The 25,551-nt window shown below is 72.0% G+C and carries 27 protein-coding genes and 1 tRNA gene; 17 read left to right on the top strand and 11 right to left on the bottom strand.

What is annotated here, in order from left to right; translation table 11 throughout:
* Window positions 1–90: 90 nt before the first annotated feature.
* The 5 genes from ACIA77_RS39705 (at window position 91) to ACIA77_RS39725 (ending at window position 4,804) form a co-directional block, all read left to right on the top strand.
* Entirely contained in the window at window positions 91–543 is a 453-nt protein-coding gene (locus ACIA77_RS39705; protein WP_395891320.1) for a peptidase inhibitor family I36 protein, read from the top strand.
* A gap of 2,248 nt (window positions 544–2,791) precedes the next feature.
* Window positions 2,792–2,868: transfer RNA gene (locus tag ACIA77_RS39710), tRNA-Arg, on the top strand.
* 277 nt (window positions 2,869–3,145) lie between these two features.
* Window positions 3,146–3,460, top strand: coding sequence for a hypothetical protein (locus ACIA77_RS39715; protein ID WP_395891293.1), 315 nt, complete (start codon window positions 3,146–3,148; stop codon window positions 3,458–3,460).
* A gap of 67 nt (window positions 3,461–3,527) precedes the next feature.
* Complete coding sequence (locus ACIA77_RS39720) at window positions 3,528–3,974, top strand: hypothetical protein (RefSeq protein WP_395891294.1); 447 nt, start codon at window positions 3,528–3,530, stop codon at window positions 3,972–3,974.
* A gap of 581 nt (window positions 3,975–4,555) precedes the next feature.
* Window positions 4,556–4,804, top strand: coding sequence for a hypothetical protein (locus tag ACIA77_RS39725; RefSeq protein WP_395891295.1), 249 nt, complete (start codon window positions 4,556–4,558; stop codon window positions 4,802–4,804).
* A gap of 1 nt (window position 4,805) precedes the next feature.
* Here ACIA77_RS39725 and ACIA77_RS39730 read toward each other — a convergent pair whose 3' ends face one another.
* Both ACIA77_RS39730 and ACIA77_RS39735 read right to left on the bottom strand, forming a co-directional pair.
* Window positions 4,806–5,411: an MBL fold metallo-hydrolase gene (locus tag ACIA77_RS39730; protein ID WP_395891296.1), complete on the bottom strand. Its 606-nt coding sequence runs from the start codon at window positions 5,409–5,411 to the stop codon at window positions 4,806–4,808.
* Between the two features lie 70 nt (window positions 5,412–5,481).
* Window positions 5,482–6,066 carry a TetR/AcrR family transcriptional regulator gene (locus ACIA77_RS39735; RefSeq protein ID WP_395891297.1) on the bottom strand — a complete coding sequence of 195 codons (585 nt, stop codon included), beginning with the start codon at window positions 6,064–6,066 and terminating at the stop codon, window positions 5,482–5,484.
* A 134-nt stretch (window positions 6,067–6,200) separates the two neighbouring features.
* Here ACIA77_RS39735 and ACIA77_RS39740 point away from each other — a divergent pair, with 134 nt between their 5' ends.
* Genes ACIA77_RS39740 through ACIA77_RS39755 form a run of 4 tightly spaced genes read left to right on the top strand, consistent with a single transcriptional unit; the run spans window position 6,201 to window position 9,013 of the window.
* Window positions 6,201–7,385 (top strand): exo-alpha-sialidase, encoded by a 1,185-nt coding sequence (locus ACIA77_RS39740; protein WP_395891298.1) that lies wholly within the window; start codon window positions 6,201–6,203, stop codon window positions 7,383–7,385.
* A 49-nt stretch (window positions 7,386–7,434) separates the two neighbouring features.
* Entirely contained in the window at window positions 7,435–8,172 is a 738-nt protein-coding gene (locus ACIA77_RS39745) for a thioesterase II family protein (RefSeq protein ID WP_395891299.1), read from the top strand.
* Between the two features lie 15 nt (window positions 8,173–8,187).
* The gene (locus ACIA77_RS39750; RefSeq protein ID WP_395891321.1) at window positions 8,188–8,649 is read left to right on the top strand and encodes a nitroreductase family deazaflavin-dependent oxidoreductase; all 462 of its coding nucleotides are present in this window, start codon (window positions 8,188–8,190) and stop codon (window positions 8,647–8,649) included.
* Window positions 8,650–8,683: 34 nt separating this feature from the next.
* Complete coding sequence (locus ACIA77_RS39755; RefSeq protein ID WP_395891300.1) at window positions 8,684–9,013, top strand: YciI family protein; 330 nt, start codon at window positions 8,684–8,686, stop codon at window positions 9,011–9,013.
* 3 nt (window positions 9,014–9,016) lie between these two features.
* Here ACIA77_RS39755 and ACIA77_RS39760 read toward each other — a convergent pair whose 3' ends face one another.
* Genes ACIA77_RS39760 through ACIA77_RS39775 form a run of 4 tightly spaced genes read right to left on the bottom strand, consistent with a single transcriptional unit; the run spans window position 9,017 to window position 11,991 of the window.
* Complete coding sequence (locus tag ACIA77_RS39760; RefSeq protein ID WP_395891301.1) at window positions 9,017–9,931, bottom strand: sigma-70 family RNA polymerase sigma factor; 915 nt, start codon at window positions 9,929–9,931, stop codon at window positions 9,017–9,019.
* 1 nt (window position 9,932) lies between these two features.
* A complete protein-coding gene (locus ACIA77_RS39765) occupies window positions 9,933–10,319 on the bottom strand; it encodes an SgcJ/EcaC family oxidoreductase (protein WP_395891302.1) in 387 nt (128 codons plus the stop codon).
* A 59-nt stretch (window positions 10,320–10,378) separates the two neighbouring features.
* Complete coding sequence (locus tag ACIA77_RS39770) at window positions 10,379–11,608, bottom strand: RNA polymerase sigma factor (RefSeq protein ID WP_395891303.1); 1,230 nt, start codon at window positions 11,606–11,608, stop codon at window positions 10,379–10,381.
* Window positions 11,608–11,991: a YciI family protein gene (locus ACIA77_RS39775; RefSeq protein ID WP_395891304.1), complete on the bottom strand. Its 384-nt coding sequence runs from the start codon at window positions 11,989–11,991 to the stop codon at window positions 11,608–11,610. Before ACIA77_RS39775 ends, ACIA77_RS39770 begins: the two co-directional genes overlap by 1 nt.
* Window positions 11,992–12,104: 113 nt before the next feature.
* Between ACIA77_RS39775 and ACIA77_RS39780 the strand changes: the two genes are divergently transcribed.
* A complete protein-coding gene (locus ACIA77_RS39780; RefSeq protein ID WP_395891305.1) occupies window positions 12,105–13,616 on the top strand; it encodes an MFS transporter in 1,512 nt (503 codons plus the stop codon).
* Here the strand turns inward: ACIA77_RS39780 and ACIA77_RS39785 are convergent.
* Window positions 13,562–14,302 carry a TetR/AcrR family transcriptional regulator C-terminal domain-containing protein gene (locus tag ACIA77_RS39785; protein WP_395891306.1) on the bottom strand — a complete coding sequence of 247 codons (741 nt, stop codon included), beginning with the start codon at window positions 14,300–14,302 and terminating at the stop codon, window positions 13,562–13,564. The genes ACIA77_RS39780 and ACIA77_RS39785 overlap by 55 nt on opposite strands.
* Before the next feature lie 89 nt (window positions 14,303–14,391).
* On the opposite strand from ACIA77_RS39785, the gene ACIA77_RS39790 reads away from it, so the two are divergent.
* On the top strand, window positions 14,392–15,933 hold the full coding sequence (locus ACIA77_RS39790; protein WP_395891307.1) for an FAD-dependent monooxygenase: 1,542 nt from the start codon (window positions 14,392–14,394) through the stop codon (window positions 15,931–15,933).
* 50 nt (window positions 15,934–15,983) lie between these two features.
* Here ACIA77_RS39790 and ACIA77_RS39795 read toward each other — a convergent pair whose 3' ends face one another.
* A complete protein-coding gene (locus ACIA77_RS39795; RefSeq protein WP_395891308.1) occupies window positions 15,984–17,348 on the bottom strand; it encodes an FAD-dependent monooxygenase in 1,365 nt (454 codons plus the stop codon).
* A gap of 101 nt (window positions 17,349–17,449) precedes the next feature.
* Between ACIA77_RS39795 and ACIA77_RS39800 the strand changes: the two genes are divergently transcribed.
* On the top strand, window positions 17,450–18,010 hold the full coding sequence (locus ACIA77_RS39800) for a TetR family transcriptional regulator (RefSeq protein WP_395891309.1): 561 nt from the start codon (window positions 17,450–17,452) through the stop codon (window positions 18,008–18,010).
* 6 nt (window positions 18,011–18,016) lie between these two features.
* On the opposite strand, the gene ACIA77_RS39805 is transcribed toward ACIA77_RS39800, so the two are convergent.
* The gene (locus ACIA77_RS39805; RefSeq protein WP_395891310.1) at window positions 18,017–18,637 is read right to left on the bottom strand and encodes an L-threonylcarbamoyladenylate synthase; all 621 of its coding nucleotides are present in this window, start codon (window positions 18,635–18,637) and stop codon (window positions 18,017–18,019) included.
* 72 nt (window positions 18,638–18,709) lie between these two features.
* Here ACIA77_RS39805 and ACIA77_RS39810 point away from each other — a divergent pair, with 72 nt between their 5' ends.
* The 4 genes from ACIA77_RS39810 (at window position 18,710) to ACIA77_RS39825 (ending at window position 21,750) form a co-directional block, all read left to right on the top strand.
* Window positions 18,710–19,429: an MgtC/SapB family protein gene (locus tag ACIA77_RS39810; protein ID WP_395891311.1), complete on the top strand. Its 720-nt coding sequence runs from the start codon at window positions 18,710–18,712 to the stop codon at window positions 19,427–19,429.
* Between the two features lie 121 nt (window positions 19,430–19,550).
* Window positions 19,551–20,606, top strand: a complete 1,056-nt coding sequence (locus ACIA77_RS39815; RefSeq protein ID WP_395891312.1) for a M protein — start codon at window positions 19,551–19,553, stop codon at window positions 20,604–20,606.
* Between the two features lie 65 nt (window positions 20,607–20,671).
* Entirely contained in the window at window positions 20,672–21,391 is a 720-nt protein-coding gene (locus ACIA77_RS39820) for a type II CAAX prenyl endopeptidase Rce1 family protein (RefSeq protein ID WP_395891313.1), read from the top strand.
* A 77-nt stretch (window positions 21,392–21,468) separates the two neighbouring features.
* Window positions 21,469–21,750 carry a metal-sensitive transcriptional regulator gene (locus ACIA77_RS39825; RefSeq protein WP_204094464.1) on the top strand — a complete coding sequence of 94 codons (282 nt, stop codon included), beginning with the start codon at window positions 21,469–21,471 and terminating at the stop codon, window positions 21,748–21,750.
* Window positions 21,751–21,808: 58 nt separating this feature from the next.
* Here ACIA77_RS39825 and ACIA77_RS39830 read toward each other — a convergent pair whose 3' ends face one another.
* Window positions 21,809–24,046 carry a heavy metal translocating P-type ATPase gene (locus ACIA77_RS39830; RefSeq protein WP_395891314.1) on the bottom strand — a complete coding sequence of 746 codons (2,238 nt, stop codon included), beginning with the start codon at window positions 24,044–24,046 and terminating at the stop codon, window positions 21,809–21,811.
* Between the two features lie 12 nt (window positions 24,047–24,058).
* Window positions 24,059–24,265, bottom strand: a complete 207-nt coding sequence (locus ACIA77_RS39835) for a heavy-metal-associated domain-containing protein (protein ID WP_395891315.1) — start codon at window positions 24,263–24,265, stop codon at window positions 24,059–24,061.
* Window positions 24,266–24,378: 113 nt separating this feature from the next.
* Here ACIA77_RS39835 and cobF point away from each other — a divergent pair, with 113 nt between their 5' ends.
* Window positions 24,379–25,140 carry a precorrin-6A synthase (deacetylating) gene (cobF, locus tag ACIA77_RS39840; protein WP_395891316.1) on the top strand — a complete coding sequence of 254 codons (762 nt, stop codon included), beginning with the start codon at window positions 24,379–24,381 and terminating at the stop codon, window positions 25,138–25,140.
* Window positions 25,141–25,551: the final 411 nt, after the last annotated feature.

The following is a 25,551-nucleotide window of genomic DNA, read 5'->3' on the forward strand; positions in this document are numbered from 1 at the left end:
CCGCTTCCGGCCGCCAACGAGGGGGGAGTTCCCACGATGTTCCGACGCCTGCTCCCGAAGCTGCCCGTCTTCCCCGGCCACCCCGGCCGCATGGCCACACCGTCCCGCCTGCCCGGCTTGCCGCCACGCCTGCCGCGCGTCCTCTTGCTGGCCACGGCGGGCCTCCTGGCAGGGACGGGGATGGCTTCAGCCGCACCCGCCGCCGCACCGGCGGCACCGACGGCACCACCCGCCAGTGCCCACCAGGCATCTCCCGCAGGCGCCGACCCGACCTGCGCGGTGGGCGAACTGTGCCTCTGGAACGCGGAAACCTACTCGGGCCAAACCCAGCACTACGACCTCCGCACCGCAAACCCCGAAGACTGCATTGCCCTACCCGAGGGATTCGAAGCGCATTCTTTCACCAACCGCCTCACTCGCGACGTCACCATCTACCAGAGCGCAGAATGCACCACCGAGGGAGACTTCACCACCTATCCGGGTGGCGGCACCTACGTTCCGCAATCCCCATTCGTCGTCCGCGCCATCAAGATCTGGAACTGACCGGCACCGGACCGCGCCGCCCCGCTCAGCACGGCCGCGCCATCCCGACGACGGCTCCGCTCCGCTCTGCGGCTCGGTGAGGTTGACCCGTAGGTGGCTACCCACCTCGGGTCGGCTTGACGGGGGCCGCGGCTGGGGTCGGTTCGACCCGGAACGGCGAATCGACCCCGAGGGGTCCCGTGCCAGGCCGCGCAACTGATCCGCAACGACCCGGCATGACCGGCGAGCCAACGCGGATCGCAGCGGCAGGAGGCTTGGTCCACGGGCGATCCGGCCAGACCGCGGATCGACCGGACCGGTAGTGGTCCTCCGACGGGCGAACCTGCGGATCGTCCGTCCGCGATCCGCGCCGACCGATCAGCCGGCGGACGGTCGGGCATCACCCGCTTGGCCTGGCGACCGCCCCGCGACCGGCGGTGGTCGGCCACGAGCGAAGGCTCAGCACACAAAGCAAGGAGCGCTACCGGGTTGGCTGCTGGCTCGCCCGCGGCCGGTCCGTGGCCAGCAGGCGAAGGCTCAGTGCAAAGGCGCCGAGCACAACCCGGCTCGCGTGCCGACCAGACCTCGGACCGCGGTATTTGGTCGGCCACGGGCGGGACCACCAAAGACGATCGAGCGCCAGCCAGCTGGAGTACTGACCGAGGTCCGCGGTCGGTGCGTGGTCGGCCGAGGGAAGGGGCTAAGCGCAAAGGCGCCGAGCACAACCCGGCTCGTGCGCCGACCAAACCTCGGGCCGATGTGTGGTCGGCCGCGGGCGGGACCACCATCGGCGATCGGCCGCCAGCCGGCTGGAGTACCGAACGAGGCCCGCGGTCGGACATGGGAAGGGGCTCACCGCAAAGGCGCCGAGCACAACCCGGCTCGCGTGCCGACCAAACCTCGGGCCGGTGTGTGGTCAGCCGCGGGCGGGACCACCATCGGCGATCGAGCGCCAGCCGGCTGGGGTACTGACCGAGGCCCGCAGTCGGTGCGTGGTCCGCGGTGGGAAGGGGCTCAGCACACCGGCAACCGAGCGCCACCGGCTGCGGTGCTCACCAAGCCCGCGATCGGCGCGGGTCAGCCACCAACTGGGGGGGGTGAAGCCGCAGGCCGGCGCACCACTCGGCTCGTGTGCTGCCAACGCCTGCGGTCGGCGCCTCGTCGGCCACGAGCGGGGCGCAGCACGAAGGGCACCGAGCACTATCTGGCTCGCCTGCTGACCGCGACCGCGGTCGGTGAGTGGTCGGCGACGCCGGCGCCAGCTTGGGGCTGGATGTGGCCGGGATCGGTGCGAGTCGTCCGTAGCCGCGGGCGTCGTGGCACGGAAACCGGGTCGGCCGGTCTCTGACGCCGACCAGCTCGGTGCAGGTCACCGGCTGAGTCACAGACCGAACTCGCGACCTGCTCACCAACGCATCACCGCCGACCAACCCAACCCGTCACCGCCCACCAACGCAACCCGTCACCGCCGACCAACCCGTCACCGCCCACCAACGCATCACCGCCGACCGACCCCAACCGTCACCGCCGACCATCCCAACCGTCACCGCCGACCAACCCAACCGTCACCGCCGACCAACCCATCACCGCCGACCAACCTCACCGGCCCGCAGAGCCAACCCATCACCCACCCACCGATCCGATTCCGAACCTGCCCACAGACCGGTCCTGCGCTCGGCGACTCCGCGGCCCCCATCGCGGTGCGTCGTCGGGGGTGGGTCCGAAGGGGCCGTCCCCCGAGCGGCCCCGGCCCGTGGGCGCGTCAGCTTCCCCGAGTCCTGGCGCGCCCGCGGGTTCTCCTCCCCGTCCCCACCCGCGGTGGCCGGCGGCGGCGCCATCCCCGCCGTCGGCCACCGGCGTCCCATCCGCTCGGTCACGGGCGGTGCATTCATCACCGGTGGCGCAAGTCGCGCCACATCGAGTTCCAGGAGTGTGGGATGCAGACCGAATTCCGGCCGCGGACCTGCCCAAACGCGGTCGCCGCAAGCTGGGCCGGCACGGCGTGGCGATCCCACCCGTTCGGGGTCGGTTTCGTGGGCGGGCAACGCCCGGGCAGGCCCCGTGGCTCCCCGGTGAAGCGCTGGTGAGCGGTGGTGCCGTGGCCGGCGGGCCGACCGGTCAAGATCACCCGCGCGAGGGCGTGGCGCGGGTGAGCCGCCCGGCGAATTCGGGAGACGAGACCTGAAACGATTCGACGGTGTCGAACGATCGAGAGGTTGGTGACGACTAAGCTGCCGGTGCTGGAGATCGGCAACCGACGTCGACCCGGGCCCTCGTAGCTCAGCTGGATAGAGCAAGAGCCTTCTAATCTCTAGGTCGCAGGTTCGAGTCCTGCCGGGGGCACCACCAGGGGATATGCCGCGCGCGGTCCGCGCGCGGCACACGGCCCGCGCGAGACGACGTGGTCCGGCCGGGATGCGCGTCGAAGCGAGCCGGTGCGCCCACTGTGGACGGCGCCACGAACCCGGAAACCACCGACAGGACCGGACGACGGATTCCGCAGCGGCCGAATGGCTCAACAGATCCGGGCCGAGTTCCACTTGAGACACGCTTGTTATCTAGTGCCGCCAGCGCGAATCGCGTGACCGCGCGGTCGCTCGCAGCCACAGCGGGAAGGACTTCCGTGGACCAGAACGAACCGCGGCGCCGGCGGCGCGCGGGCAACCAGGCGGCGCGGTCGGTGTTCGAGGAGGCGCGGCGGGCAGGACTCGTCCGGCGGCACCTGCTCAAGCTGCGGTACCTCGCCGACCACCCGCAGCACGGCGAAAACCCCCGCCGGATAGCCGAGCCGCCTGCGCCGGACGCCACACCGCGACGGCGCCGCAGGAAGGAAAACGCCGTTCAGCTCTTGTTCGACTTCGCACAACCCGAGCCTCAGGAGGGGAAACCCGAGAGCGACAGGACAACAACCGGACAGTCCACTTCGGACGCTGCCTGATCCGGCGCCGGGAGGTTCGGCTCCGTAGGCGAACCGTATCGTCGAGTGACGACAGCGAGGAGGGACCGTGGACGTCGAGCAGGTGCGGGAAGCGCCCGTCAAGCCGTACGAGGACGGCATCCCGGTGCTCAGAGTCGTCGACGTGCTCGGCCGGAAGTCCGGGGAGCCCCAGCCGACGGCGCTGAACGTGACCGAACTCGACGGCGAGCACTACGTCTGCGCCCCCGCACCCGACCGCGACTGGGTGCGCAACCTCCTGGCCGCCGGCTACTGCCGCATCGAACGCGACGGCCCGGACGCGCGCGACACCGTCCGCCGCGTCACCACCGCCACCGCCGACGAGACGGCACGCGCACTCGCCGCACAACGCCGGGCGCTCGCATCGCCCTTCACCGTCGCCAGTCCGGACGCGCGATCGAGCGAGGCGCCCGACCGCGCCCGCGAAGAAGTCGGCGGGTCAGGCGAGGCCCACACCCGGCGCGCGATCGTCTTGCGGCTCGAAGCACTGAACTAACCGGTCGGTCCGCGCAGCACTGTTAGACGATGCGCGATATCTATCAGCCGTCAGATAGAAGCGGAACGTAGTCGGTCAAACACCAGACGCTGAGCGGCCCGCGAGCGCAGGCTGTGGCGGCTGGGCCGGTATCCACGGCTGAACGGGCACTGGTCTGCCCTCGCGGTACGGATGCGGCGGATTCGCCAAGGAATGCTCTGACGTCGGCTGCGAACTCGGTGGTGTGGCGGACGTGGGTGCGATCGCCGGCGCCCCGGAAGATGGCGCGGGCGTTGGACAGCTTTCGCCGCGACAGAAAGAAAATACCCGAACGAACGGAGGACGTCGAAGGCCAATATCCAATGTGGACCGCGATGGCGCATCGGATCCATCACGATCGGCGTGCACTGACGAACCCGACTTCGCAACCGACGGGAGATCGACTACCCCTGCGCCGCCCCGATGACGTGCTTGCGGGCAGCCGCCCGGATCTCGAACGACCTGGTCGCTACACGTTGGGGTGATCAAGCGGTGAAAACGCGGAAAACCGGGAATTTCCCGAACGCGGAAACCCCGCATTCGACCGGAGAGGAACGGCGACGATGAAAACTCGAATCGTTTCCCTGGCCACAGCCGGCGCACTCGTGTGCGGCGGGCTGCTCGCCGCTGCCCTGCCCGCCGCGGCTGATCAGGTGCCGGGTAACCGCGACCGCTTCTACGCCTACTGTTCGATCGACGTGCTCGGGTTCCCGTTGGCGTGTACCGAAACCGACGCCGGGCACGCGTCGCACGAGTGCTCGTACGTGTTGTACGGCGTGGACCTCTCGCTGGCGTGCGAAAGGATCGGCTGAATCAAAACGGTAATTCTTCGCGTGCGGTGCCGATTTCGGTGTCGTAGCCGTGACCCGGGTGCACCACCGTTTCACCCGGCAGCACGAGCAATTTCCGGCGCACTGAATCGAGCAGCGTCGATCGGCTCGAGAGCACGTCGCCGGTCATGCCGAGGCCGCCGGCCAGCAGGGTGTCGCCGCTGAAGAGCAGGCCCTCGTCGGGCAGGTGCAGGCACACCGAACCGGCCGTGTGGCCGGGCGTGTGCAGCACGACCACCGGTGAACCGGCGACCGTGAGCACCTGCCCGTCGGCCAGCTCGGCGTCCGGGAGGCGGCCCGGGTTCACCCGCGCCCACAGCTTCGCGTCGTCCGGGTGCAGCAGCACCGGCGCGCCCGTCGCGTCGGCGAGCGACAGCGCGGCGTCGGCGTGGTCGTTGTGGGCGTGGGTGCAGAGGATGCCCACGACGTCACGGCCGTCGATCGCGGCGGTGATGGCGCTGGCGTCGAAGCCGGCGTCGACCACGAGGACCTCCTCCTCGTCGCCGAGGAGCCAGATGTTCGTGTCGACCGCGAACGACACCCCGTCGAAGCGGTAGTTCCCAGCGGTCACGGTGAGGTCCACGTCCACGCCCGGCACGATCGCACGGGCAACCCGCCCCGGTTGTCTCAATTATCGACAGCCCGGCAGTATCGACAGCTCAGCGTGGCCGCAGACCGTCCACGAGCGTCGTGATGGTCTCGTCGACGAGCTGCGCGGGCGGCCGCGCACCGCTCATGCCGCTGGTGACCAGCGACGCGAGCCCTTGCAGAGTCGCGAAGATCGCGAACGGCACGCTCTCCCCGGCCACCACCTCACCGGCCTCCTGCGCTCGGGCGATCATCGCCGACGTCGCGGCGAACGTCCGGTCCGCCACCGCCTGCAGGGCGTCATCACGGTTCTTCGCCGCGAACATCAGGTCCAGCAGGGCCGGCCGCCGCGTCGCGAAGCGGACCCACGCTCGCGCGAAGGCCAGCAGCTGGTCCCGGAACGGCGCGTTCTCGGCCATCCGAGCGGCCAGCAGTTCGCTCCCCAGCTGCTCGAACCCCCGCTCGGCGAGCGCGTCGAGCAGCGCCCGCTTGTCCGCGAAGTGCTGCCGCGGCGCGCCGTGACTCACGCCGGCTTCGCGGGCCAGCTGCCGCAGGGACAGCTCGTCGGGACCCGACTCCTCCAGCACCCGCTCCGCGTTCTCGAGCAGCACGGCACGCAGGTTGCCGTGGTGGTAGCTGGCGCGGGCCTCCGTCATGCCGGAACCCTACGCCAGCGCACCTTGACGAACGGGGAACCGCTCCCTAGGTTGTCCGGACATGGGACGTCGGACATCCCACGTCCTAAGTCTTCTCCACCCCGATCCCCATCTCACCGACGAGGAGGCGGAGCGTGTCCCCGATCCGCAGGTTCGGCACGACTCTTCTCGCGGCAGCCGCACTCGGGCTGCCCTTCACCCCCGCGGCCACGGCCGCTCCCGCGCACCACGGCTGTCCGTCCTCGGTGCCGTTCACGTCCGGCACCGAGGGGTACGACACCTTCCGGATCCCCGCGGTGGTGCGCGCCGCCGACGGGTCGCTGGTGGCGTTCGCCGAAGGCCGGCGCGATTCGGCCGGCGACTCCGGCGCCATCCAGACCGTCGCCAAGACCTCCCGCGACGACGGCTGCACCTGGGGCCCGCTGAGCGTCGTGGACACCAACGGCGACAACACCGCCGGCAACCCGACACCGGTCCTCGCGCGCGATGGCGAGCTCGTGCTCCTCACCGTCCACAACGGACCGGTCAGCGAAGCGCAGATCATGTCCGGCGTGGCTTCGCAGCAGGACACGCGCCGCGTGTTCGTCTCGCGCAGCCGCGACAACGGCCGCACGTGGACCCCAGCCCGCGACATCACCGACGAGACGAAGCTGCCGAACTGGCGCTGGTACGCGACGGGTCCGGGCCACGCGACGGTGCTCGAGCACGGTCCGCACGCGGGCCGGATCGTCGTGCCCGCCAACCACTCCAGTGCCCCACCCGCCGGCTCGGCCGACGTCGGCACGGAGGCGAAGTACTACGGCGGCCACGACCTCTACAGCGACGACAACGGCCGCACCTGGCACATCGGGTTCACCGACGACCGCACCGACGGTGTGATCGCCGCCAACGAGACGTCGATGACCGAACTGCCCGACGGCCGGCTGTACTTCTCCAGCCGCAACCAGGGTTCCGCCGCCGAGCACCGCGTCGACGGCTACAGCTTCGACGGCGGCCAGACGCTCGCGAAGCCGTACCAGGTGCAGCCCGGGATCTCGGGCACGAAGGTCGAAGGCAGCGTGCTGCAGACGGCCGACCACCGGCTGCTGGTCTACTCCGGCCCCGCCGACCCGGCGACCCGCGCGCGGATGCAGCTGCGGTTCAGCACCGACGGCGGCCGCACCTGGCAGCCGGGGCTCACGCTCACGCCGAACCCGGCGGGCTACTCCGACCTCGTGCAGGACGGCCCGAGGACGCTCGGCGTGCTGTACGAGACGGGCACGGCCGGACCGTACGAATCGATCGTGTTCCAGCGGGTCGCGCTGACCGACGTGCGCTGACCCACACCTCGATCCTGCCGCGCCTGGGGGTGCGGCAGGATCGAGGCCCATGAGCGACGACCGGTGGATCCGGCGCTACCACCCCGCCGACGACGCCCCGGTGCGGCTGGTCTGCCTGCCGCACGCGGGTGGTGCGGCGTCGTTCTTCCACCCCTTCTCGAAGGAACTCCGCGCGGACGCCGACGTGCTCGCCGTCCAGTACCCCGGCCGGCAGGACCGCTTCGGCGAACCGCCGTTCACGTGGATCCCCGACCTCGCCGACGCGGTCACGCAGGCGCTGCTGCCGTGGCTCGACGTGCCGGTGGTGCTCTTCGGCCACAGCATGGGCGCGACGCTCGCGTTCGAAATCGGCCTGCGGCTGGAAGCGCGGGGTTCGGGGCCGCAGGCCGTGGTCGTCTCCGCGCGCCGCGCCCCGTCCGTCCGCCGCGAGGAAGCCGTGCACCGGCGAGACGACGACGGTCTGCTCGCCGAAGTGACCAAACTTCGCGGCATCGACCCGCGGGTGCTCGCCGACGAAGAGCTGCGCGCGCTGGTCGTGCCCGCCCTGCGCGCGGATTACACCGCCGTCGAGACCTACGCCGGCAGCGCCGCCGAGCTGACCGCGCCGATCCACGCCCACGCCGGCGCCGACGACCCGCGCGTCACGCCCGCCGAAGTGCGCGCGTGGGCTGCCCACACCACCGGCGGCTTCACTTCCACGACGCACCCCGGCGGCCACTTCTACCTCGCCGATCGGCCCGGGCCGGTCGTGGCGGCGCTGCGGAGCACGCTCGCTGCGGCCCCGTAGGCTGCGCCGATGGGACTGCGAGGGCTGATCACCGGCTTCGGCAAGAGCACCGCGTTCGCCGCGATCGGCCGTGCGCTCGTGCCGGCCGATCGCGTGCTGCTGCGGGTCACCGGCGGACGCGTGGGGATCGGCGCGGCAGTCGGGCTGCGGACGCTGCTGCTCACCACCGTCGGCCGCACCAGCGGCGAACCGCGGCAGGTGCCGCTGCTCTACGTCGAGCGCGGCGGCGGGTTCGTCGTGATCGGCTCCAACTGGGGCGGCGAGAAGCACCCCGCGTGGTCGGCGAACCTGCTCGCCCACCCGGACGCCACGGTCGAGCGCGGTGGTCGCACCACCGCTGTGCGCGGGCGGCTGCTCGAAGGCACCGAACGCCAGGAGATGTGGGACGCCGTCGCCGCGTACTGGCCGGCCTACGACCGGTACGCCGTCCGCGCCGCCCATCGCGAAATCCGCGTGTTCCTGCTCGAGCCGCAGTAGCTTTGGGCCGTTCGGCCGAGCGAAGGAGAGGCGGATGCCGCACTACGCGATCCTGATCTACGAGCGCGAGACGCCCGGTGGTGTCGCCGACCTGCCGCCCGAGGTGCTCGAGGCACACGCCCGGGTGGAAGGCCGGATCGCCGATTCGGGTGGCGCGTTGATCGCCGGCTACGCCACGGAGCCGTCGGCGCAAACGCGTTCGCTGCGCGGCTCTTCGGTCACGGAGGGACCGTTCGCGGTCAGTCCGGAGGCGATGGCGGGCTTCTTCATCGTCGAAGCGCGCGACCTCGACCACGCCGTGCAGATCGGCACCTTCGTCCCCGTCCTCGACGGTGGCGTCGAGGTCCGTCCTCTGCTCGGCTGACCCTCACCCGAGGACCGGCGCCAGCCCGAACGCTTCGAACACCGCCGGGTCCTGGAAGACCGCGTTGTGGGCCACCAGCCCACGGTCGATGCTGAAGACCTGCAGCGTGTGCAGCCGGAAGGCGGCGCCGTCCCAGCAGTAGGCGGCGAAGGCGGGCTGGGCGTTGGCCGTGGTGCGCACCAGTTGCCACCGCGGGCCGCGCATGTCGAAGACGCGAGTGAGGAACCGGCCGTAGTCGGCGCGGCCACTGAACCACAGCGGAACGGGCGGCATCTCCATCACGACGTCGTCGGTGAGCAGAGCCACGAGAGCGTCGACGTCCGCGGCCTCGAACGCCCGGACGTAGCGGTCGATCACCTCTTCGCCGGACTCCGGCAGCTCGTCGCCCGAGATCCCCTCGACGCCGGCTCGCGCGCGTTGCAGCGCGCTGTTCACCGAGGCCGTGGTGGTGTCGAGCAGGTCGGCGACCTCCGCGGCGCTGAAGTCCAGGACGTCGCGCAGCACGAGCACGGCGCGCTGGCGCGGCGGGAGCGCCTGCATCGCGGCGACGAAGGCGAGCCGGATCCCCGAGCGGGCCGCGGCCAGCGCCGCCGGGTCGTCCGGGAACGGCTGCAGCCACGGCACGTCGAACGCGGGCACGAGCGGGGTCATCGGGTCGTCACCCGGGCCGCCGAGGCCGGTCGGCAGCGGCCGGCGGGCGCGGCCTTCGAGCGCGGTGAGGCACGCGTTGGTCGCGATGCGGTAGAGCCAGGTGCGCACGGACGCCCGTGCGCTGTCGTAGCGGTCCCACGCCCGCCACGCGCGCAGCATCGTTTCCTGCACGAGGTCCTCGGCCTCGTGCACCGAACCGAGCAGGCGGTAGCAGTGCACCACCAGCTCGGCCCGGTGCGGAGAGGTGCTCGTCGCGAAGTCGGGCACGTCAGTGGGCCGGTGCGTTGCTGTAGGCGGCCACGGACCAGGCGCCGTCGCCGCGGGTCAGTACCCAGGTGGCGACGCGCTCGTGCTCGGCCGGCAGCGATTCCTCGCCGGCGAACAGGATCCCGGCGCGGCTCACGACGATCGCGGTGTCGCCCTGGACCCGCACGTCCTGCGGCTCGTCGATGCCGCGGGACCCCTTGAGCGGGCCGTCGAACGCGGCCGCCATGTACTCGCGCACGGTGGCGCGGCCCTGGTGGAACACGCCGGGCATGACGACGGTCGCGTCCGGCGCGTAGAGCGCGGCGAAGGCGTCGGCGTCGTTGTCGGCCCAGGCGGCGTAGAGGCGGTGCAGCAGGTCCTGGATCTCGGCGGGCGTGGTGGTGGTCATGGTGGTGATCCCTTCCGCGTCGGAGTGTCGCAGGGATGTACCGGGGCCGGCGGCGGAACTCATCGGCGCGCGGGGAGAAACATTTCCGCCCGCGCGTGCAGGTAGCGGCGCTCGGGCACGCTCGACGTCCGTTTGGCCGCGCGCAGGTAGTGCGCGTGGGCCGCGACGGGGTCGCCGGACAGCTCGTACAGGTGGGCGCGCACGGCGTCGAGGCGGTGGCCCTGCTTGATCCGGTTGTCGTCCTCGATGGTGGTGAGCAGCGCGAGCCCGGCGGCGGGGCCGTCGACCATGGCGACGGCGATCGCGCGGTTGAGCGTGACGACCGGGCTGGGCGCGAGCTCCTCCAGCACGCCGTAGAGCTCGAGGATCTGCGGCCAGTCGGTGTCCTCGGTGCTCGCCGCGCGGTCGTGCAGCGCGGCGATGGCGGCCTGCACCTGGTACGGCCCGACCGGGCCCCGCCCGAGGGTCCGGCTCACCAGCTCCACACCTTCGACGATCAGCGGCACCGTCCACAAGCGACGGTCCTGGTCGGCCAGCGGCAGCAGCGCGCCCTCACGCGTGCGGGCCGGGCGGCGCGCGTCGGTGAGCAGCATGAGGGCCAGCAGGCCGGCGACCTCACCGTCGCCGGGCAGCAGGCCGCGCACGGCGCGCGTCAGGCGGATCGCCTCGGCCGTCAGCTCCACGCGGTGCAACTGCTCTCCCGACGACGCCGTGTACCCCTCGTTGAAAATCAGGTACAGCACGTGCAACACGACCTGCAGCCGCGCCGGCCAGTCCTCGGCCGACGGTTCGGCGAACGTCGATCCCGCGGCCGCGATGCTCTCCTTCGCACGCGTGATGCGGCGGGTCATCGTGGCTTCGGGCACGAGGAACGCGCTCGCGATCTCCGCCGTCGTCAGACCGCCGACCGCGCGCAGCGTCAGCGCGACTTGCGAACTCGGCGTCACGGCCGGGTGGCAGCACAGAAACAGCAGCCTCAGCGTGTCGTCGTGCTCCGGCGCCAGATCCTCACCCGGCCCGGGCACGGTCTGCGTGACCTCCTGGCCGGCCACCGTCTCCTCACGCCGGCGGCGCGCGCTCTCGCTGCGCCACAGGTCCGTGAGCCGGCGGGTCGCGACGGTCAGCAGCCACGCCCGCGGGTTGTCCGGCACCGGCCCGCCGGCCCACTGCTCGACGGCGGCGAGCAGCGCTTCCTGCACGGCGTCCTCGCACGCCTCGAACTGCCCGTACCGGCGCACGAGCACGCCGAGCACCTGCGGCACGAGCGGCCGGAGCAGTTCGGGGTCCATCAGCCGGGCTCGATCTCGCTCTCGGCGTCGGCGAAGAAGGCGATCGGGCGGACCTCGATGCCGAGCCCTTCGATCCCGGCGTCGGGGATCATCGCGGCGAGGTCGAGCGCGCGCTCCCGGCTCTCGCACTCCACCAGGTAGAAGCCCGCGAGGAACTCCTTCGACTCGATGAACGGCCCGTCCGTGACGGCCGGGACACCGCCGCGCACGCGCACCACCGCGCTCTCCGCGGGCACACCGAGTGCCTGGGTGTTCACCAGTTCGCCCGACTCGCGGATCTTCGTGATGAAGTCGCCGTGCCCGGCCATCACCGAGTCCTTGGTCTCCTCCGACAGGCCCTCCCAGACCTCGGGGTTCATGTGCATGATCAGCAGGAACTTCACGTCGCCCTCCCCAGGTAACCGGATTCCGCCTCAACCTAGCGGACGCGTGCGTGTCCGGAAGCTCACGGCGGTTGCGACCCCCTCGCGAAACCACCCGAGGAAGGGACCCGGAGATGCCTGCCACCCCACGCGCCTGGCTCGGCCTGGCCGTGCTGATGCTGCCCACGCTGCTCGTCGCGCTCGACATCGGCGTGGTGTTCCTGGCGCTGCCGGCGATCGCCGTCGACCTGGGCGCGAGCGGCGTGCAGCAGCTGTGGCTCACCGACAGCTACGGCTTCCTCATCGCCGGGTTCCTCATCACGATGGGCACGCTCGGCGACCGCATCGGCCGCCGGAAGCTGCTGCTCATCGGCGCCGCGGCGTTCGGGGTGCTGTCGGTCGTCGCCGCGTTCGCGTCCGACGCCGGGACGCTGATCGTCACGCGCGCCCTGCTCGGCGTCGCCGGTGCGACGCTGATGCCTTCGACGCTCGCCCTGATCAGCACCCTGTTCCCCGACGCGAAGCAGCGCGGCAAGGCGATTTCGCTGTGGGCGCTGTGCCAGTTCAGCGGCGCCGCGCTCGGGCCCGTGCTCGGCGGGGTGCTGCTCGCGCACTTCTGGTGGGGCTCGGTGTTCCTGCTCGGCGCGCCGGTGATGCTCCTGCTGCTGGTGTTCGGCCCGGCCCTGCTGCCCGAGCACCGCGGCACGGGCGACGCGAAGCTCGACCCGGTGAGCGTCGCCCTGTCGCTGGCCACCGTGCTGCCCGCGGTGTGGGGGATCAAGGAACTGGCGACGGGTGGCGGGACCGCGGCCGCGCTCGCGGTTCTGGCCGGGCTCGGGTTCGGCGCCGCGTTCGTCCGCCGGCAGCGGCGCCTCGCCGCCCCGCTGCTCGACCTCTCGCTGTTCCGCCGTCCGCAGGTCGGGGCGGTCCTCGTGACGATGCTGCTCACGGGCCTGTTCATGGCGGGCATGGGCATGCTCGTGAGCCAGTGGTTCCAGCTCGCGCTCGGGTTGTCGCCGCTCGAGGCCGCGATCTGGTACGCGCCGATGGGCCTGGCGATCGCGCTCGGCTGCGCACTGACCCCGGCGCTCACCCGGCGGGTCAGCCCGCGGTTCGCGATCGCCGCCGGGCTGGTGCTGGGCGTCGGCGGGTTCGTCCTCGTCGCGGTGGCGGGCAGCGCCGCGGACCTGCTTCCGGCGTCGGCGGGGCTGGCGATCGTGGCCTTCGGCGACGGACCGCTCGTCGCGCTGGGCACCGGGATGGTCGTGGGTTCGGTGCCGCCGGCACGGGCGGGTTCCGCCGCGTCGACGTCGGAGACCTGCCTGGAGCTGGGCGGGACGCTCGGCATGGCGCTGCTCGGCTCGCTGGCCGCGGCCGTCTACCGGGCCCGGCTGGTCGTGCCGTCCGGCGTTCCGGCCGACCGAGCTCGGGAGAGCCTCGCGGGCGCTGAGGCCGTCGCGAAGTCCACCGGGGCGCAGGAGCTGGTGGACAACGCCCACGCCGCGTTCGGCTCAGGACTGTCCACAGTGGCCTGGGTCAGCGCGGCGGCGTTCGCCGTGCTGACGGTGGTGGCCGGCCGCGCGCTCAACCGTCAGAGCCGGGTGGCGATCCCGTCGAGCAGGCAGTCGAGCCCCAGCGTGAACTGAACGTCCTCCGGTGGCAGCCCCGGGGCCTGGGCGTCGCCGGTCAGGAAGCCCTGGACCACGCGCTCGAGCAGCGGGTAGCGCGGGGTGCCGTCGCCGACGCCGGCGAACCAGGTCCGAGCCAATTCCTGGACCTCGCCGAGGTCGGCGAACTGGTTGCGCTGCCACATCTTCTGCTCCTCGGCCCGCTGCAGCGCCTGGCCGACGACGTACCCGTCGAGCAGGCGGTGGAACCCGAGCGCGGCGGTGAGCTCCTGGCCGAGGCCGACGAAGGTGGCCAGCACGAACTCCTGGCGGCGGCTCGCGTTCGGCCCGGCGGGCGGGCGCGAGTGCACGAGCTCGGCGAACCAGCGGTGGCGTTTCGCCATCTCCCACGCGTCGTGCGAGAGCTGCGTGAGTTCGGCGCGCCAGTCTTCGCCGGGCTGTTCGGGGGTCGCGACCTCGGCGTTCGCGGCGTCGAGCATGAGGTCGACGAGGCCGTCCTTGTTGTGCACGTACCGGTAGAGCGACATGGGCGTGGACGAACCGAGCTCCTTCGCGACGGCGCGCATGGTGAGCGCCTCGGCCCCGCCGGCGTCGGCGATCGCGATGGCCGTCTTCACGATCTCCGCGCGGCCGAGGCCCCACCGTCGTTCGGCAGGCTCGGGCAGCAGCCAGATCGGCGGTGTCGGGGTTCCTTGAGCGCTCACTCCACCTCCCGGGACTTGCGTACACCGTACTCGACGCGTACAACGTACACATAATGTACGACGTACACTTACTCCTGGGGGTAGCACTCATGACCGACCGCACGCAGGTCCTCATCAGCGGCGGCGGGGTCGCCGGGCTGACCGCGGCACTGCTGCTGAACCACCACGGCGTCGACGCGGTGCTGGTCGAGAAGCACGCGAGCACGTCACCGCAGCCGAAGGCGCGGCGGTTCAACCACCGCAGCACCGAGGTGTTCCGCGTGCTCGGCCTGGCCGACGCGGTGGCCCGGGCGAGCGCGCCGCTGGCGTCGTTCGCGGGGATGCTGACCGGCCCGACCCTGGCCGAGGCGCGGTGGCCCGAGGTCACCCCGGCGATGCGGGCGGGTATCACGAAGCACGCGAAGATGGGCGACTGCAGCCCCGCGCCGAGCGTGCTCTGCCCGCAGGACGTACTCGAACCGGTGCTGCGGCGCGCCGCCGAAGAGCGCGGCGTCTCCGTGCGGTTCTCGACGGAACTGGTGTCGTTCACGCAGGACGACAACGGCGTCACCGCGGTGGTCCGACCGGCCGGGGGCGAGCCGTTCGAGGTCCGCGCCGCCTACTTGCTCGGAGCCGACGGCACGCGCAGCCCGATCCGCGAGGCTCTCGGCATCCCGCGCAGCGGGTACGGCCACCTGGCGGACAACCTCGACATCGCGTTCCGCGCGGACCTGACCGAACTAGTGCGCGACAAGCGGTTCAACCTGTGCCGGATCGAGAACCCGGCGGCGTCGGGGGCGTTCGTGTCGGTCAACGGCACCGACCGCTGGCTGTTCTCGACCTCCGACTTCCCCGGTTCGGCCAGCCTCGACGAGGAAGGCCGGCGCGACCTGCTGCGCACGGTCGTCGGCGTGCCCGACCTCGACGTCGAGGTGCTCAGCCTGATGCCGTGGGAGTCCGGGATGTACGTCGCCGACCGCTACGCGCAGGGCCGCGTGTTCCTGGCGGGCGACGCCGCGCACGCCATGCCGCCGATGGCCGCGGCCGGCGCGAACACCGCGATCGGCGACGTCCACAACCTCACGTGGAAGCTCGCGGCCGTGCTCGCCGGGTCGGCGGCGCCGGCGCTGCTCGACACCTACCACGCCGAACGCCACCCCGTCGGCTACGCGACGGCCGAGTTCTCGAGCCGGGTCAGCGGCCACCTCGGGACCATGATCGCGAAGGTGACCAGCGAAGACACCCCGCCGGTCGATCCGGTTGTCGGCCTGTTCGGGGTCCAGTACCCCGAGGGCGCCTTCGTCGCCGACGGCCGCGGCCCGGCGCCGGAGGACCACTACGCGCCGGGTGGCCGGCCCGGTACCCGGGTGCCCCACGCCTGGGTTTCCCCCGATGTGTCCACTGTGGACGTCGCCGGGTTCGTGCTGCTCACCTCGCCGGGTGAGGCGCACTGGACCACCGAGGCTCAGCGGCTGGGGCTGCGGGCGGTCGCCGTCGCAGACCGGGCGTGGCTGGCCGACGTCGAGCTCGAAGCGGGCGGCGCACTGCTCGTGCGGCCCGACGCGATCGTGGCGTGGCACTGCGCGTCCGCCGTCGGCCTGGCCGACGAGTACACGCAGGTCCTCGGCCAGCCGGCCGCGGTCGGCGCGTGAGCCGGGCGGGGTGGGCGTTCACCGGGGGTACGCCCACTCCGCCACCACCGTCAGCCGAAGTACGCGGCCGGATCGCCGACCCACCCGACGTGCGCGTCGGGCCGCACCAGCACCTCACCGGAGCCGCGGGCGAAGACCACGTGGTCCGGCAGCGTCGCCGGCCGACGGGGTCCGATGTAGACGAAGCGGCCGCCGCGCAGCAGCTCGTGCAGCCGGCCACCGGGCAACGGCCGGTCGGCGGCGCGGGCACCGACGAGCCGGTCGGCACCGGCCGGCGGCGCGTAGCGGAGGCCGACGCCCGAGATCATCCCGGCCGCCCGCCGCCCGAGCGCGGGCAGCGACAGCGCGGCGCCGAGCACCCGGTTGCGCGCTTCGCGCAGCAGGACCGGCTTGACCATCGCCAGGCGGATGATGGCGCCGGAGCTGCGCAGGACGAGGCGGCCGATCGGGTGGCGCTCGCTCTCGTACGTGTCGAGCAGGCTTTCGGGCATCCGGCCGGCGAGCACCTCGGCGAGTTTCCAGCTCAGGTTGGCCGCGTCCTGCAGGCCGGTGTTCATGCCCTGGCCACCCGCGGGCGAGTGGACGTGCGCGGCGTCGCCGGCGAGGAACACGCGGCCGACGCGGTAGTGCGGTGCCTGGCGTTCGTCGCTGTGGAAGCGGGACAGCCAGCGGGAGTCGCGCATCCCGAGGTCGGTACCGAGCGACCGGCGGGTGATGTCGCGGACCTCGTCGAGGTCCAGCGGCGCGTCGTCGGGGACCTGGCGGCGGCGGTCCCACGCGAACACGCGGTAGAAGCCGTCGCCGAAGGGGGCGACGAACGCGAACCCGTCGCCCACGCCGTTGACGACGAGCAGGTCTTCGGGCGGTTCGGCCAGGCGCACGTCGGCGAGCATGATCGACTTCAGCACCGACCGGCCGGGGAACGGCAGGCCGAGCTGGTCGCGCACGACGCTGCGCAGGCCGTCGGCGCCGACGAGGTAGCGCGAGCGGTAGCGCTGCCCGTCGGCGGTGGTTGCGTCGACGCCGCGGTCGTCCTGGGTGAGCGTCCGCACCTCGGCGCCCCAGACGAACTTCGCGCCGAGCCGTTCCGCCCGGGCGCGCAGCACGTCCTCGGTGTGGGTCTGGGGCGTGATCAGCAGGTAGCCGTAGCGCGAGGGCAAGTTCGCGAGGTCGAGCGCGACCCGGTCGAACAACCGCAGTTCGCGCAGCGGCTTCCCGGTGGCGATCAGTTCGTCCGCGACGCCGCGCACGTCGAGGTGCTCCAGCGTCCGGGCGTGCACGCCGAATGCCCTGGTCAGGTTCGATCCCGTCGTCCGCCGCTCGAGCACCGTCACGGCGACGCCGGCTTCGGCGAGGTCTCCCGCCAGCAGCAGCCCGACCGGCCCGGCTCCGACGACCAGCACGTCCGATTCCATCTCGGCCCCCTAGGTCAACGCTCGTTTGCCAACACCTGTTGGCATCCAGTAGACGCGCCTGCCCTGGCGATGTCAACACCCGTTGGCCTACAGTTGTTGGCATGACTCCGGACCGCCCTCGCCGCTCGTCGGCCACCCGCGCCGCGATCCTCGACGCCGCCCGCGAGCGCTTCGCCGCGGACGGTTACGAGCGCGCGACGATCCGGGCCATCGCCGCCGACGCCGCCATCGACCCGTCGATGGTCATGCGCTACTACGGCTCCAAGGAGAAGCTGTTCGCGGCCGCGGCCGACTTCGACCTGCGGCTGCCCGACTTCGCCGAGCTGCCGCGCGAGCACGCCGGTGAACTGCTGGTCCGCCACGTGCTCAACCGCTGGTCCGACGACGAGACTCTGTTCGCGTTGCTGCGCGCGGGCGTCACCAACCCGGCCGCGGCCGAGCGGATGCGCACGATCTTCGCGGCGCAGCTCGGGCCGCAGGTGGCGAAGGTGTGCCCGGACGCGGCGGAGGCCCCGCTGCGCGCGGGGCTGATCTCGACGCAGGTGCTGGGGCTGGCGCTGTGCCGGTTCGTGCTGAAGCTGCCGCCGGTCGCCGACCTGACCGCGGACGAAACCGTGCACTGGCTCGGCCCCACGCTGCAGCGCTACCTCACGGGTAGCTGAGGCGGGTCACTCGAAGCGCGAAGCGTCCCCCGCGCCGTAGCGGACGACCTCGGCTTCCCCGGAGGAGAAGTCGACCACGGTGGTCGGCTCGACGCCGCAGTCGCCGGAGTCCAGGACGGCGTCGAGCTGGTGGTCGAGCTCCTCCTTGATCTCCCAGCCCTGGGTCAGCGGCTCGCCGGAGTCGGGCAGCAGGAGCGTGCTCGACAGCAGCGGCTCCCCCAGCTCCGAGAGCAGCGCCTGCGTGACCACGTGGTCCGGGATGCGCACGCCGACGGTCTTCTTCTTCGGGTGCATGAGCCGCCGCGGCACTTCCTTCGTCGCGGGGAGGATGAAGGTGTAGGCACCGGGCGTGGTGGCCTTGATCGCGCGGAACACCGCGTTGTCCACGATCACGAACTGCCCGAGCTGGGCGAAGTCCTGGCAGACCAGCGTGAAGTGGTGCCGGTGGTCGAGCTTGCGGATCGCGCGGATGCGCTCCATGCCCGTCTGGTTGCCGAGCCGGCAGCCGAGGGCGAAGCACGAATCGGTGGGATACGCGATGAGCCCGTCTTCGCGGAGCAGGTCCACGACCTGTCCCAGCGAGCGCCGCTGCGGGTTCTGCGGGTGGACGTCGAAGTACCGGGCCATGCGGGGAGCTTAGGGGTGATCCACCGCGGGGGCCGGGCGGCGCGCGCCTGCGCGAGCGGGCACAGTGACGGGGTGAACGCTCTCTGGTCCACCGACCGGCAGTGGTCGCTGCTGCTGCCCGTGGTGCTCGCGCTGATCCTGAGCACGGTGATCGGCCTGGAACGCGAGGCCGGCAACAAGCAGGCCGGCCTGCGGACGCACACCCTGGTGGGCGTCGGGTCCGCGGTGTTCATGCTCGTGTCGAAGTACGGGTTTTCCGACCTGCTCGGCCTCGACCACGTGGCGCTCGACCCGTCGCGGATCGCGGCCCAGATCGTGTCCGGCATCGGGTTCGTGGGTGGCGGGCTGATCTTCGTGCGGCGCGACGCCGTGCGCGGGCTGACGACGGCGGCGACGGTGTGGCTCGCCGCGGCGGTCGGCGTCGCGTGCGGCGCGGGGCTGCCCGTGCTCGCGGTCGCGACCACGGCCGGGCTCATCGTGATCACGCGCGGTTTCCCGCGGCTTTCCCGCTTCGTGGCGCGGCACCGGCGGGAACCACCCGTGTTGCGGCTGAGCTACTCCGACGGGCACGGCGTGTTGCGAACCGTGCTCGAAAGTTGCACCGACCGCGGCTGGGTCGTCCACCGGGTGGCGGTCGACCGGGAGACGGTTTCCGAGGAAGGGCAACGGATCGCGGTCGTCACACTACGGTTGCAGGGCCGGGGTGAACTCACCGACTTGACCGCGGATCTGGCGGAACTGCCCGGTGTTCGCAGCACGGCGACCGGCGCCGAAGATCCACTCGAAGATTGATCGCGGGCCCCGCCCCCACTTCCGGCCCGACTTCGGGCACACTGGATGGCACACGGAAACCTCAGTGGCGTAACGAAAACGTCGCGCTCGAGGAGAAACCATCCAAATGGGAGGTGAGGCTATGGCCCCCGGAGGCGGCGAGGACCTGACGTCCGTCGAGCCCCGCTTCGAACCGGCCTGGCGAGGCTTTCACCGAGGCCAGGTCAAGGAATTCGTGGTCTGGGCCCAGGACGAGCTCCGGCGGATGGCGGCCGAACGCGACGCGGCGATGCGGCGCTTGGCCCACCTGGCGGAGCAGAACCGCGAGCTGTCCGCGACGATCGACCGCATCAGCCGAACCCCCATCCGGCCCGACGCACTGCAGGAACGATCACGCCGGATGATCGAGCTGACTCGCGAAGAAGCTTCGGAGATCATCGCGCAGGCGAAGGAAAAAGCCGAGCAAACCCGCCTCGACGCCGAGGCCGAAGCCGTGCGGCTCACCGAGAAGGAACGTGCGCTCGTCGCCGCGACCGAGGAAGATCGCCGGCGCCACCGCGCCGAGCACGAGGAGTTCATGCGCCGGGCCGCGGCCGAACGCGCGCACGCCGACGGCGTTGCCGCGCAGCGCCGTCGCCTGCTCGAAGAGGACCTCACCCACGCGTTGAACAAACGCCGCGCCGACACGATCGCCGAACTGGACGAGCGCCGCGTCGCGACCATGGCCGCGCTCGACGAGCTGACCTCGAACGCGGAGGCCGAGGCCGCGAACCTGGTCCACAACGCCACCGCGCACGCTGAAACATTGGTGCGCACCGCCACGGCCGACGCTGAAAAGCTCGTCCGGACCGCGGAGAACAAAGCGGACACACTGGTCCGCACCTCGACGGCGGAAGCCGAAACCCGCGTGGGCGAAGCCGAAGCGCAGGCTGCGGCCCTCGTCCGCGATTCGACCGCCGAAGCCGAGACCCGCGTCCGCCGCGCCACGGACTACGCGACCCGCGTCGTCACGGATGCCGACGACCGCGTCGCCGAACTGACCGCCGTGCACCACCGCCTGCAAACCGCGCTGTCCGGCTGCCGCGAAGTCCTCGCCCGCGCGTCGACGGCCCTCGACCCCACCGACGAAGACGCCGACACACCTGTGCCGGTCCAGCGCCGCAAACCGACCCTCACCCAAGCGCCGGCACCGGGCTGACGGCCGGGCACCGGCACTGACCTGCGCCGACCGTCTGAGGTGATCAGCGGCTCTAGGCTGGACCGGTGACCACCACCACCGAGGCGCGGACGTCGACCCGGCTGTTGCTCGTCGTGGTGTGTGTGGTGGTGCTCGCGACCGCGACGACGCTCGCGAACCGCGTGCTGCCCGGGTGGGCGTACCCGGTGTGCGGAGCAGTGACGGCTGCTGTGTTGCTCACGCTGGCGTTCGGCGCCGGTTACACGTCGGCCGAACTCGGCGTCAGCCGGGCGACGCTGGGGCGCGCGGCGATCGCCGGCCTGATCGGGTCGGCGTTCTTCCTGCTGCTCTTCGGCATCGCCGCCGCGGTGCCCGGGTTGCGGACCGTCTACCACGACGGGCGGGTGGGAACGCCCGACCTCCTGCAGCTCGTGTGGCTCACGCTCGGCCGGATCACGTTCGGGACCGTGATCGTCGAGGAGATCGCGTTCCGGAGCGTGCTGCCGGCGTTGCTCGGCGCGCGCGACGACCGCTGGCGGTGGGGCCCGATCCTCGGCGCGTCGGCGTTCTTCGGGTTGTGGCACTTCCTGCCGGCGCTGGCGGTCGGGCGCAACGCGGCCGTGCACGCGGCGCTGGGCGGCATCCCGGCGTCGGTGCTGCAGGTGCTCGCGATGGTCGCGGCCGCCGCGGCCGGGGTCTTCCTGCACGCGTGGCGCCACTTCGGCCGTGGTGTCCTGGCGTCGGTGCTGGTGCACTTCACCGCGAACGTCGGTGGGCTGGTCATCGCGGTGGCCGTCCAGAGCTGAAATACACATACCCCGTATCGGATACGTGGGGTGGGTATACTGGACCCGTACGGGTGTTGACGAAGGGGAACGGTGCGATGACGGGCTACGGCAGCGAGCGGGATGCCTATCTGAAGCGTCTGCGCCGCATCGAGGGACAGATCCGCGGCCTGCAGCGCATGGTCGAGGAGGACAAGTACTGCATCGACATCCTCACCCAGGTTTCGGCGGCGACGAAGGCGCTGCAGTCGTTTTCGCTGGAGCTGCTCGACGAGCACCTGGCCACCTGCGTCGTCCAGGCCGCCGCGAACGGTGGCGAAGAGGCTGACCTCAAGGTCCGCGAAGCTTCCGACGCGATCGCGCGGCTGGTCCGCTCGTAACGCGGTGAAAAACGAGGGGCGCCCCGCGGCCGGGACGCCCCTTTTTCACCGAGTGGATTCAGCGTGCGGCGCGGAAGCTGCGCAGGCGCAGGCTGTTCGAGACCACGAACACCGACGAGAACGCCATCGCGGCGCCCGCGATCATCGGGTTGAGCAGCCCGAACGCGGCGAGCGGCAGCGCGGCGACGTTGTAGGCGAACGCCCAGAACAGGTTCCCCTTGATCGTGGCGAGCGTGCGGCGCGAGAGCCTGATGGCGTCGACGGCCGCGCGCAGGTCGCCGCGCACGAGCGTGAGGTCACCCGCTTCGATGGCCGCGTCGGTGCCCGTGCCCATGGCGAGCCCGAGGTCGGCCTGGGCAAGGGCGGCCGCGTCGTTCACGCCGTCGCCGACCACGGCGACCACGCGGCCCTCGGACTGCAGCCGCTTGACGACGGCCACCTTGTCCTCGGGCAGCACCTCGGCCACGACCTCGTCGATGCCGGCCGCGTCGGCGATCGCCTGGGCGGCGCCCGCGTTGTCGCCGGTCAGGAGCACCGGCTTCAGACCCAGGGCTCGCAGTTCGGCGACGGCCTGGGCGGACGTCGGCTTGATCGTGTCGGCGACCACCAGCACGGCCCGGGCGACGCCGTCCCACGCGACGAAGACCGCGGTGGCGCCGCGCTGCTCGGCGGCCGCCTTGGCTTCGGAGAGCGGGCCGTCGACGGGGACGCCCCAGTCGGCCAGGAACGCGGAGCGGCCGGCGAGCACGGCCGCGCCGTCGACCAGCGCGGTGACGCCGAGGCCCTCGGTGGAGCGGAACCCGGTGGCGGCGGGCAGCTCGCCCACGCGGTCGCGGGCGCCGGCGACGACGGCCATCGCGATCGGGTGCTGGGACGAGTGCTCGACCGCGCCCGCGTAGCGCAACACCTCGGCTTCGGTGACGCCGTCGGCCGGGTGGACCTCGAGGAGGCTCATGCGGCCGGTGGTGACGGTGCCGGTTTTGTCGAGCACGACCGTGTCGACGCGGCGGGTGGACTCGAGCACCTCGGGGCCCTTGATGAGGATGCCCAGCTGGGCGCCGCGGCCGGTGCCCACCAGCAGCGCCGTGGGCGTGGCGAGACCGAGCGCGCACGGGCAGGCGATGATCAGCACGGCGACGGCCGCGGTGAACGCTTCGGCCGTGTCGCCGCCACTGGCCAGCCACGCGACCAGGGTGACCAGCGCCAGCACGAGGACGACGGGCACGAACACCGCCGACACGCGGTCGGCCAGGCGCTGCACGGCGGCCTTGCCGTTCTGCGCGTCCTCGACGAGCCGCGCCATCTGCGCGAGCCGGGTGTCCGCGCCGACGCGGGTGGCCCGGACGACGAGGCGGCCACCGACGTTGACGGTCGCACCGGTCACGGCGTCACCCACGGTGACCTCGACGGGCACGGACTCGCCGGTGATCGCGCTGACGTCGACGGCGGAGCCGCCTTCGGTGACCACGCCGTCGGTGGCGATCTTCTCGCCGGGGCGCACCACGAAGGTGTCGCCGACGCGCAGGCCGTCGACGGCGACCCGGGTCTCACGGCCGTCGTGCAGGACCGTGACGTCCTTGGCGCCGAGTTCGAGCAGCGCCCGGAGCGCGGCGCCGGAGCGGCGCTTGGACCGGGCCTCGAAGTAGCGGCCGGCGAGGATGAACGTGGTGACGCCGGTGGCGACCTCGAGGTAGATGGTGCCGGCGCCGGCGCCCGGCATGACGGTGAGCTCGAAGGTGTCGCGCAGGCCCGGCTCGCCGGCGGTGCCGAAGAGCAGGGCGTAGAGCGACCAGAGCGTGGCCGCGGCGACACCGAGGGAGATGAGGGTGTCCATCGTCGCGGCGCCGTGGCGCAGGTTCGTCCACGCGGCGCGGTGGAACGGCCAGGCGCCCCACACCACGACGGGCGCGGCGAGGGTCAGCGACAGCCACTGCCAGTTGTCGAACTGCAGGGCGGGGACCATCGCGAGCAGGATCACCGGCACCGTGAGCAACGCCGAGTACCGCAGGCGATCGCGCAGGGGGCGCGTCTCGTCGTGGTCCTCGGCGGGTTCGGGCTTTTCGGGCTCGGGGCGCTGGGCGGTGTAGCCGGTGGCCTCGACGACGCCGACGAGGTCGGCGACGGAAACCGTGCTCGGGAACTCGACGTGGGCCTTCTCGGTGGCGTAGTTGACGCTCGCCGTGACGCCGTCGACCTTGTTGAGCTTGCGCTCGACGCGGGCGGCGCACGACGCGCAGGTCATCCCGCCGATGACGAGTTCGACCGTCTGCGGAGCCGGGTGTGCCGTGGTGCTCATGCCTTGCGCGTCCTACGCGACGAGCCGGTAGCCGGCCTCGGTGACGGCGGCCGCCACGGCGTCGACGGCCAGGGGCTGCTCGCTCACGACCTTCACCGCGCCGGACTCGAGGTCGACGTCGACCGTCCGGACGCCGGAGAGCTCGCCGACCTCTTCGCTCACCGCGCCGACGCAGTGCGCGCAGGTCATACCCTCGACGGTGTAGGTGGCTTCGGTCATCGCCGGCTCCTCGCTCGTGGTAGCACTCCTACATCCTTTATACCCCTTGGGGGTAGGGGTTCGGCGCACGGGTCGCCTGTGGGGCTGGTTACCCACCCCGGCAGACTCTGCTCATGCGGAAGATCTACGCCATCGGCATCGGGGCGGGCGACCCGGAGCACCTGACGGTCCAGGCCGTGGACCGGCTGAACCGCGTCGACGTCTTCTTCGTCCTCGACAAGGGCGCCGCCAAGGCCGACCTGGTGCGGCTGCGGGAGGACATCCTGGCGCGCTTCGTGACGCGGCCGGGGTATCGCGTGGTCACGGCCGAGGACCCCGCACGCGACCGCACGCCGGCCGACTACCGCGCCGCCGTCGCCGACTGGCACGCCCTGCGCACGGACGTCTACGAGCGCCTCATCCGCGACGAACTCGCCGACGGCCAGACCGGCGCCTTCCTGGTGTGGGGCGACCCGTCGCTGTACGACAGCACCATCACGCTGATCGAGGCGGTGCTGGCGCGGGGCACCGTGGCCTTCGACTACGAAGTGGTGCCCGGCGTGAGCAGCATCTCCGCCCTCGTCGCGCGCCACCGCACCACCATGAACCAGATCGGCCGCGCCGTGCAGCTCACCACGGGCCGCCGCCTCGCCACCGGCTGGCCCCCGGACACCGACGACGTCCTCGTCCTGCTCGACGCGCACACCACCTTCGACCAGTTCACCGACCAGGGCCTGCTGATCTACTGGGGCGCGTATGTGGGCACGCCGGACGAGATCCTGCTGTCGGGTCCGCTGGACGCCGCCCTGGCCGCCCGGATCCGCGCGGTCCGCGCGGAGGCTCGGGAGAAGCACGGGTGGATCATGGACACCTACCTGCTCCGCCGACCGCAGTGAGCCTGCTGGCCGCCGGGAGACGTGCCCCCGCCCTCCCGAGGGGGGCGTCCCCGAGTCCATTCTATCGGCCACCCCCGACAAAACCGGGTGGTCAGTGGCTGGGTGGGGTGGTTGTCCACAACCCGATCAGGTGGGGATGCACGTCAGGCGGGGATGCACTGCCCCGGCCGGTGCTGGGCCGCCGTGGGCGGAAGAGGGCGCGCCGTCGGGGCGTGCCGAACGTGGCCCACCCAGCCATGCCCCTGGCGGAACTACTGGCACACCAGAGGTTCGTCCGTCCCGGTCCGGGCCGGCAATGCGGGCCGGCCGGCCGCGGGGCGCGTAAAGGGGTGTGGATATGGAGAAAGGCCCCGGGAGAACCATGCGGTTCTCGACCGGGGCCTGTCTCTAACGTTGAGTTCGGCGGCGTCC

It is taken from the genome of Amycolatopsis sp. NPDC051903 (assembly GCF_044452505.1).
Taxonomy (GTDB): domain Bacteria; phylum Actinomycetota; class Actinomycetes; order Mycobacteriales; family Pseudonocardiaceae; genus Amycolatopsis.

What these genes read in the sequence shown, in the direction of transcription:
- ACIA77_RS39705 (WP_395891320.1), top strand. Translation starts at nt 91, where the DNA reads ATGGCCACACCGTCCCGCCTGCCCGGCTTGCCGCCACGCCTGCCGCGC.
- ACIA77_RS39725 (WP_395891295.1), top strand. Translation starts at nt 4,556, where the DNA reads ATGAAAACTCGAATCGTTTCCCTGGCCACAGCCGGCGCACTCGTGTGC.
- ACIA77_RS39735 (WP_395891297.1), bottom strand. Translation starts at nt 6,066, where the DNA reads ATGACGGAGGCCCGCGCCAGCTACCACCACGGCAACCTGCGTGCCGTG.
- ACIA77_RS39745 (WP_395891299.1), top strand. Translation starts at nt 7,435, where the DNA reads ATGAGCGACGACCGGTGGATCCGGCGCTACCACCCCGCCGACGACGCC.
- ACIA77_RS39755 (WP_395891300.1), top strand. Translation starts at nt 8,684, where the DNA reads ATGCCGCACTACGCGATCCTGATCTACGAGCGCGAGACGCCCGGTGGT.
- ACIA77_RS39765 (WP_395891302.1), bottom strand. Translation starts at nt 10,319, where the DNA reads ATGACCACCACCACGCCCGCCGAGATCCAGGACCTGCTGCACCGCCTC.
- ACIA77_RS39770 (WP_395891303.1), bottom strand. Translation starts at nt 11,608, where the DNA reads ATGGACCCCGAACTGCTCCGGCCGCTCGTGCCGCAGGTGCTCGGCGTG.
- ACIA77_RS39780 (WP_395891305.1), top strand. Translation starts at nt 12,105, where the DNA reads ATGCCTGCCACCCCACGCGCCTGGCTCGGCCTGGCCGTGCTGATGCTG.
- ACIA77_RS39790 (WP_395891307.1), top strand. Translation starts at nt 14,392, where the DNA reads ATGACCGACCGCACGCAGGTCCTCATCAGCGGCGGCGGGGTCGCCGGG.
- ACIA77_RS39795 (WP_395891308.1), bottom strand. Translation starts at nt 17,348, where the DNA reads ATGGAATCGGACGTGCTGGTCGTCGGAGCCGGGCCGGTCGGGCTGCTG.
- ACIA77_RS39800 (WP_395891309.1), top strand. Translation starts at nt 17,450, where the DNA reads ATGACTCCGGACCGCCCTCGCCGCTCGTCGGCCACCCGCGCCGCGATC.
- ACIA77_RS39805 (WP_395891310.1), bottom strand. Translation starts at nt 18,637, where the DNA reads ATGGCCCGGTACTTCGACGTCCACCCGCAGAACCCGCAGCGGCGCTCG.
- ACIA77_RS39815 (WP_395891312.1), top strand. Translation starts at nt 19,551, where the DNA reads ATGGCCCCCGGAGGCGGCGAGGACCTGACGTCCGTCGAGCCCCGCTTC.
- ACIA77_RS39825 (WP_204094464.1), top strand. Translation starts at nt 21,469, where the DNA reads ATGACGGGCTACGGCAGCGAGCGGGATGCCTATCTGAAGCGTCTGCGC.
- ACIA77_RS39830 (WP_395891314.1), bottom strand. Translation starts at nt 24,046, where the DNA reads ATGAGCACCACGGCACACCCGGCTCCGCAGACGGTCGAACTCGTCATC.
- ACIA77_RS39835 (WP_395891315.1), bottom strand. Translation starts at nt 24,265, where the DNA reads ATGACCGAAGCCACCTACACCGTCGAGGGTATGACCTGCGCGCACTGC.
- cobF (WP_395891316.1), top strand. Translation starts at nt 24,379, where the DNA reads ATGCGGAAGATCTACGCCATCGGCATCGGGGCGGGCGACCCGGAGCAC.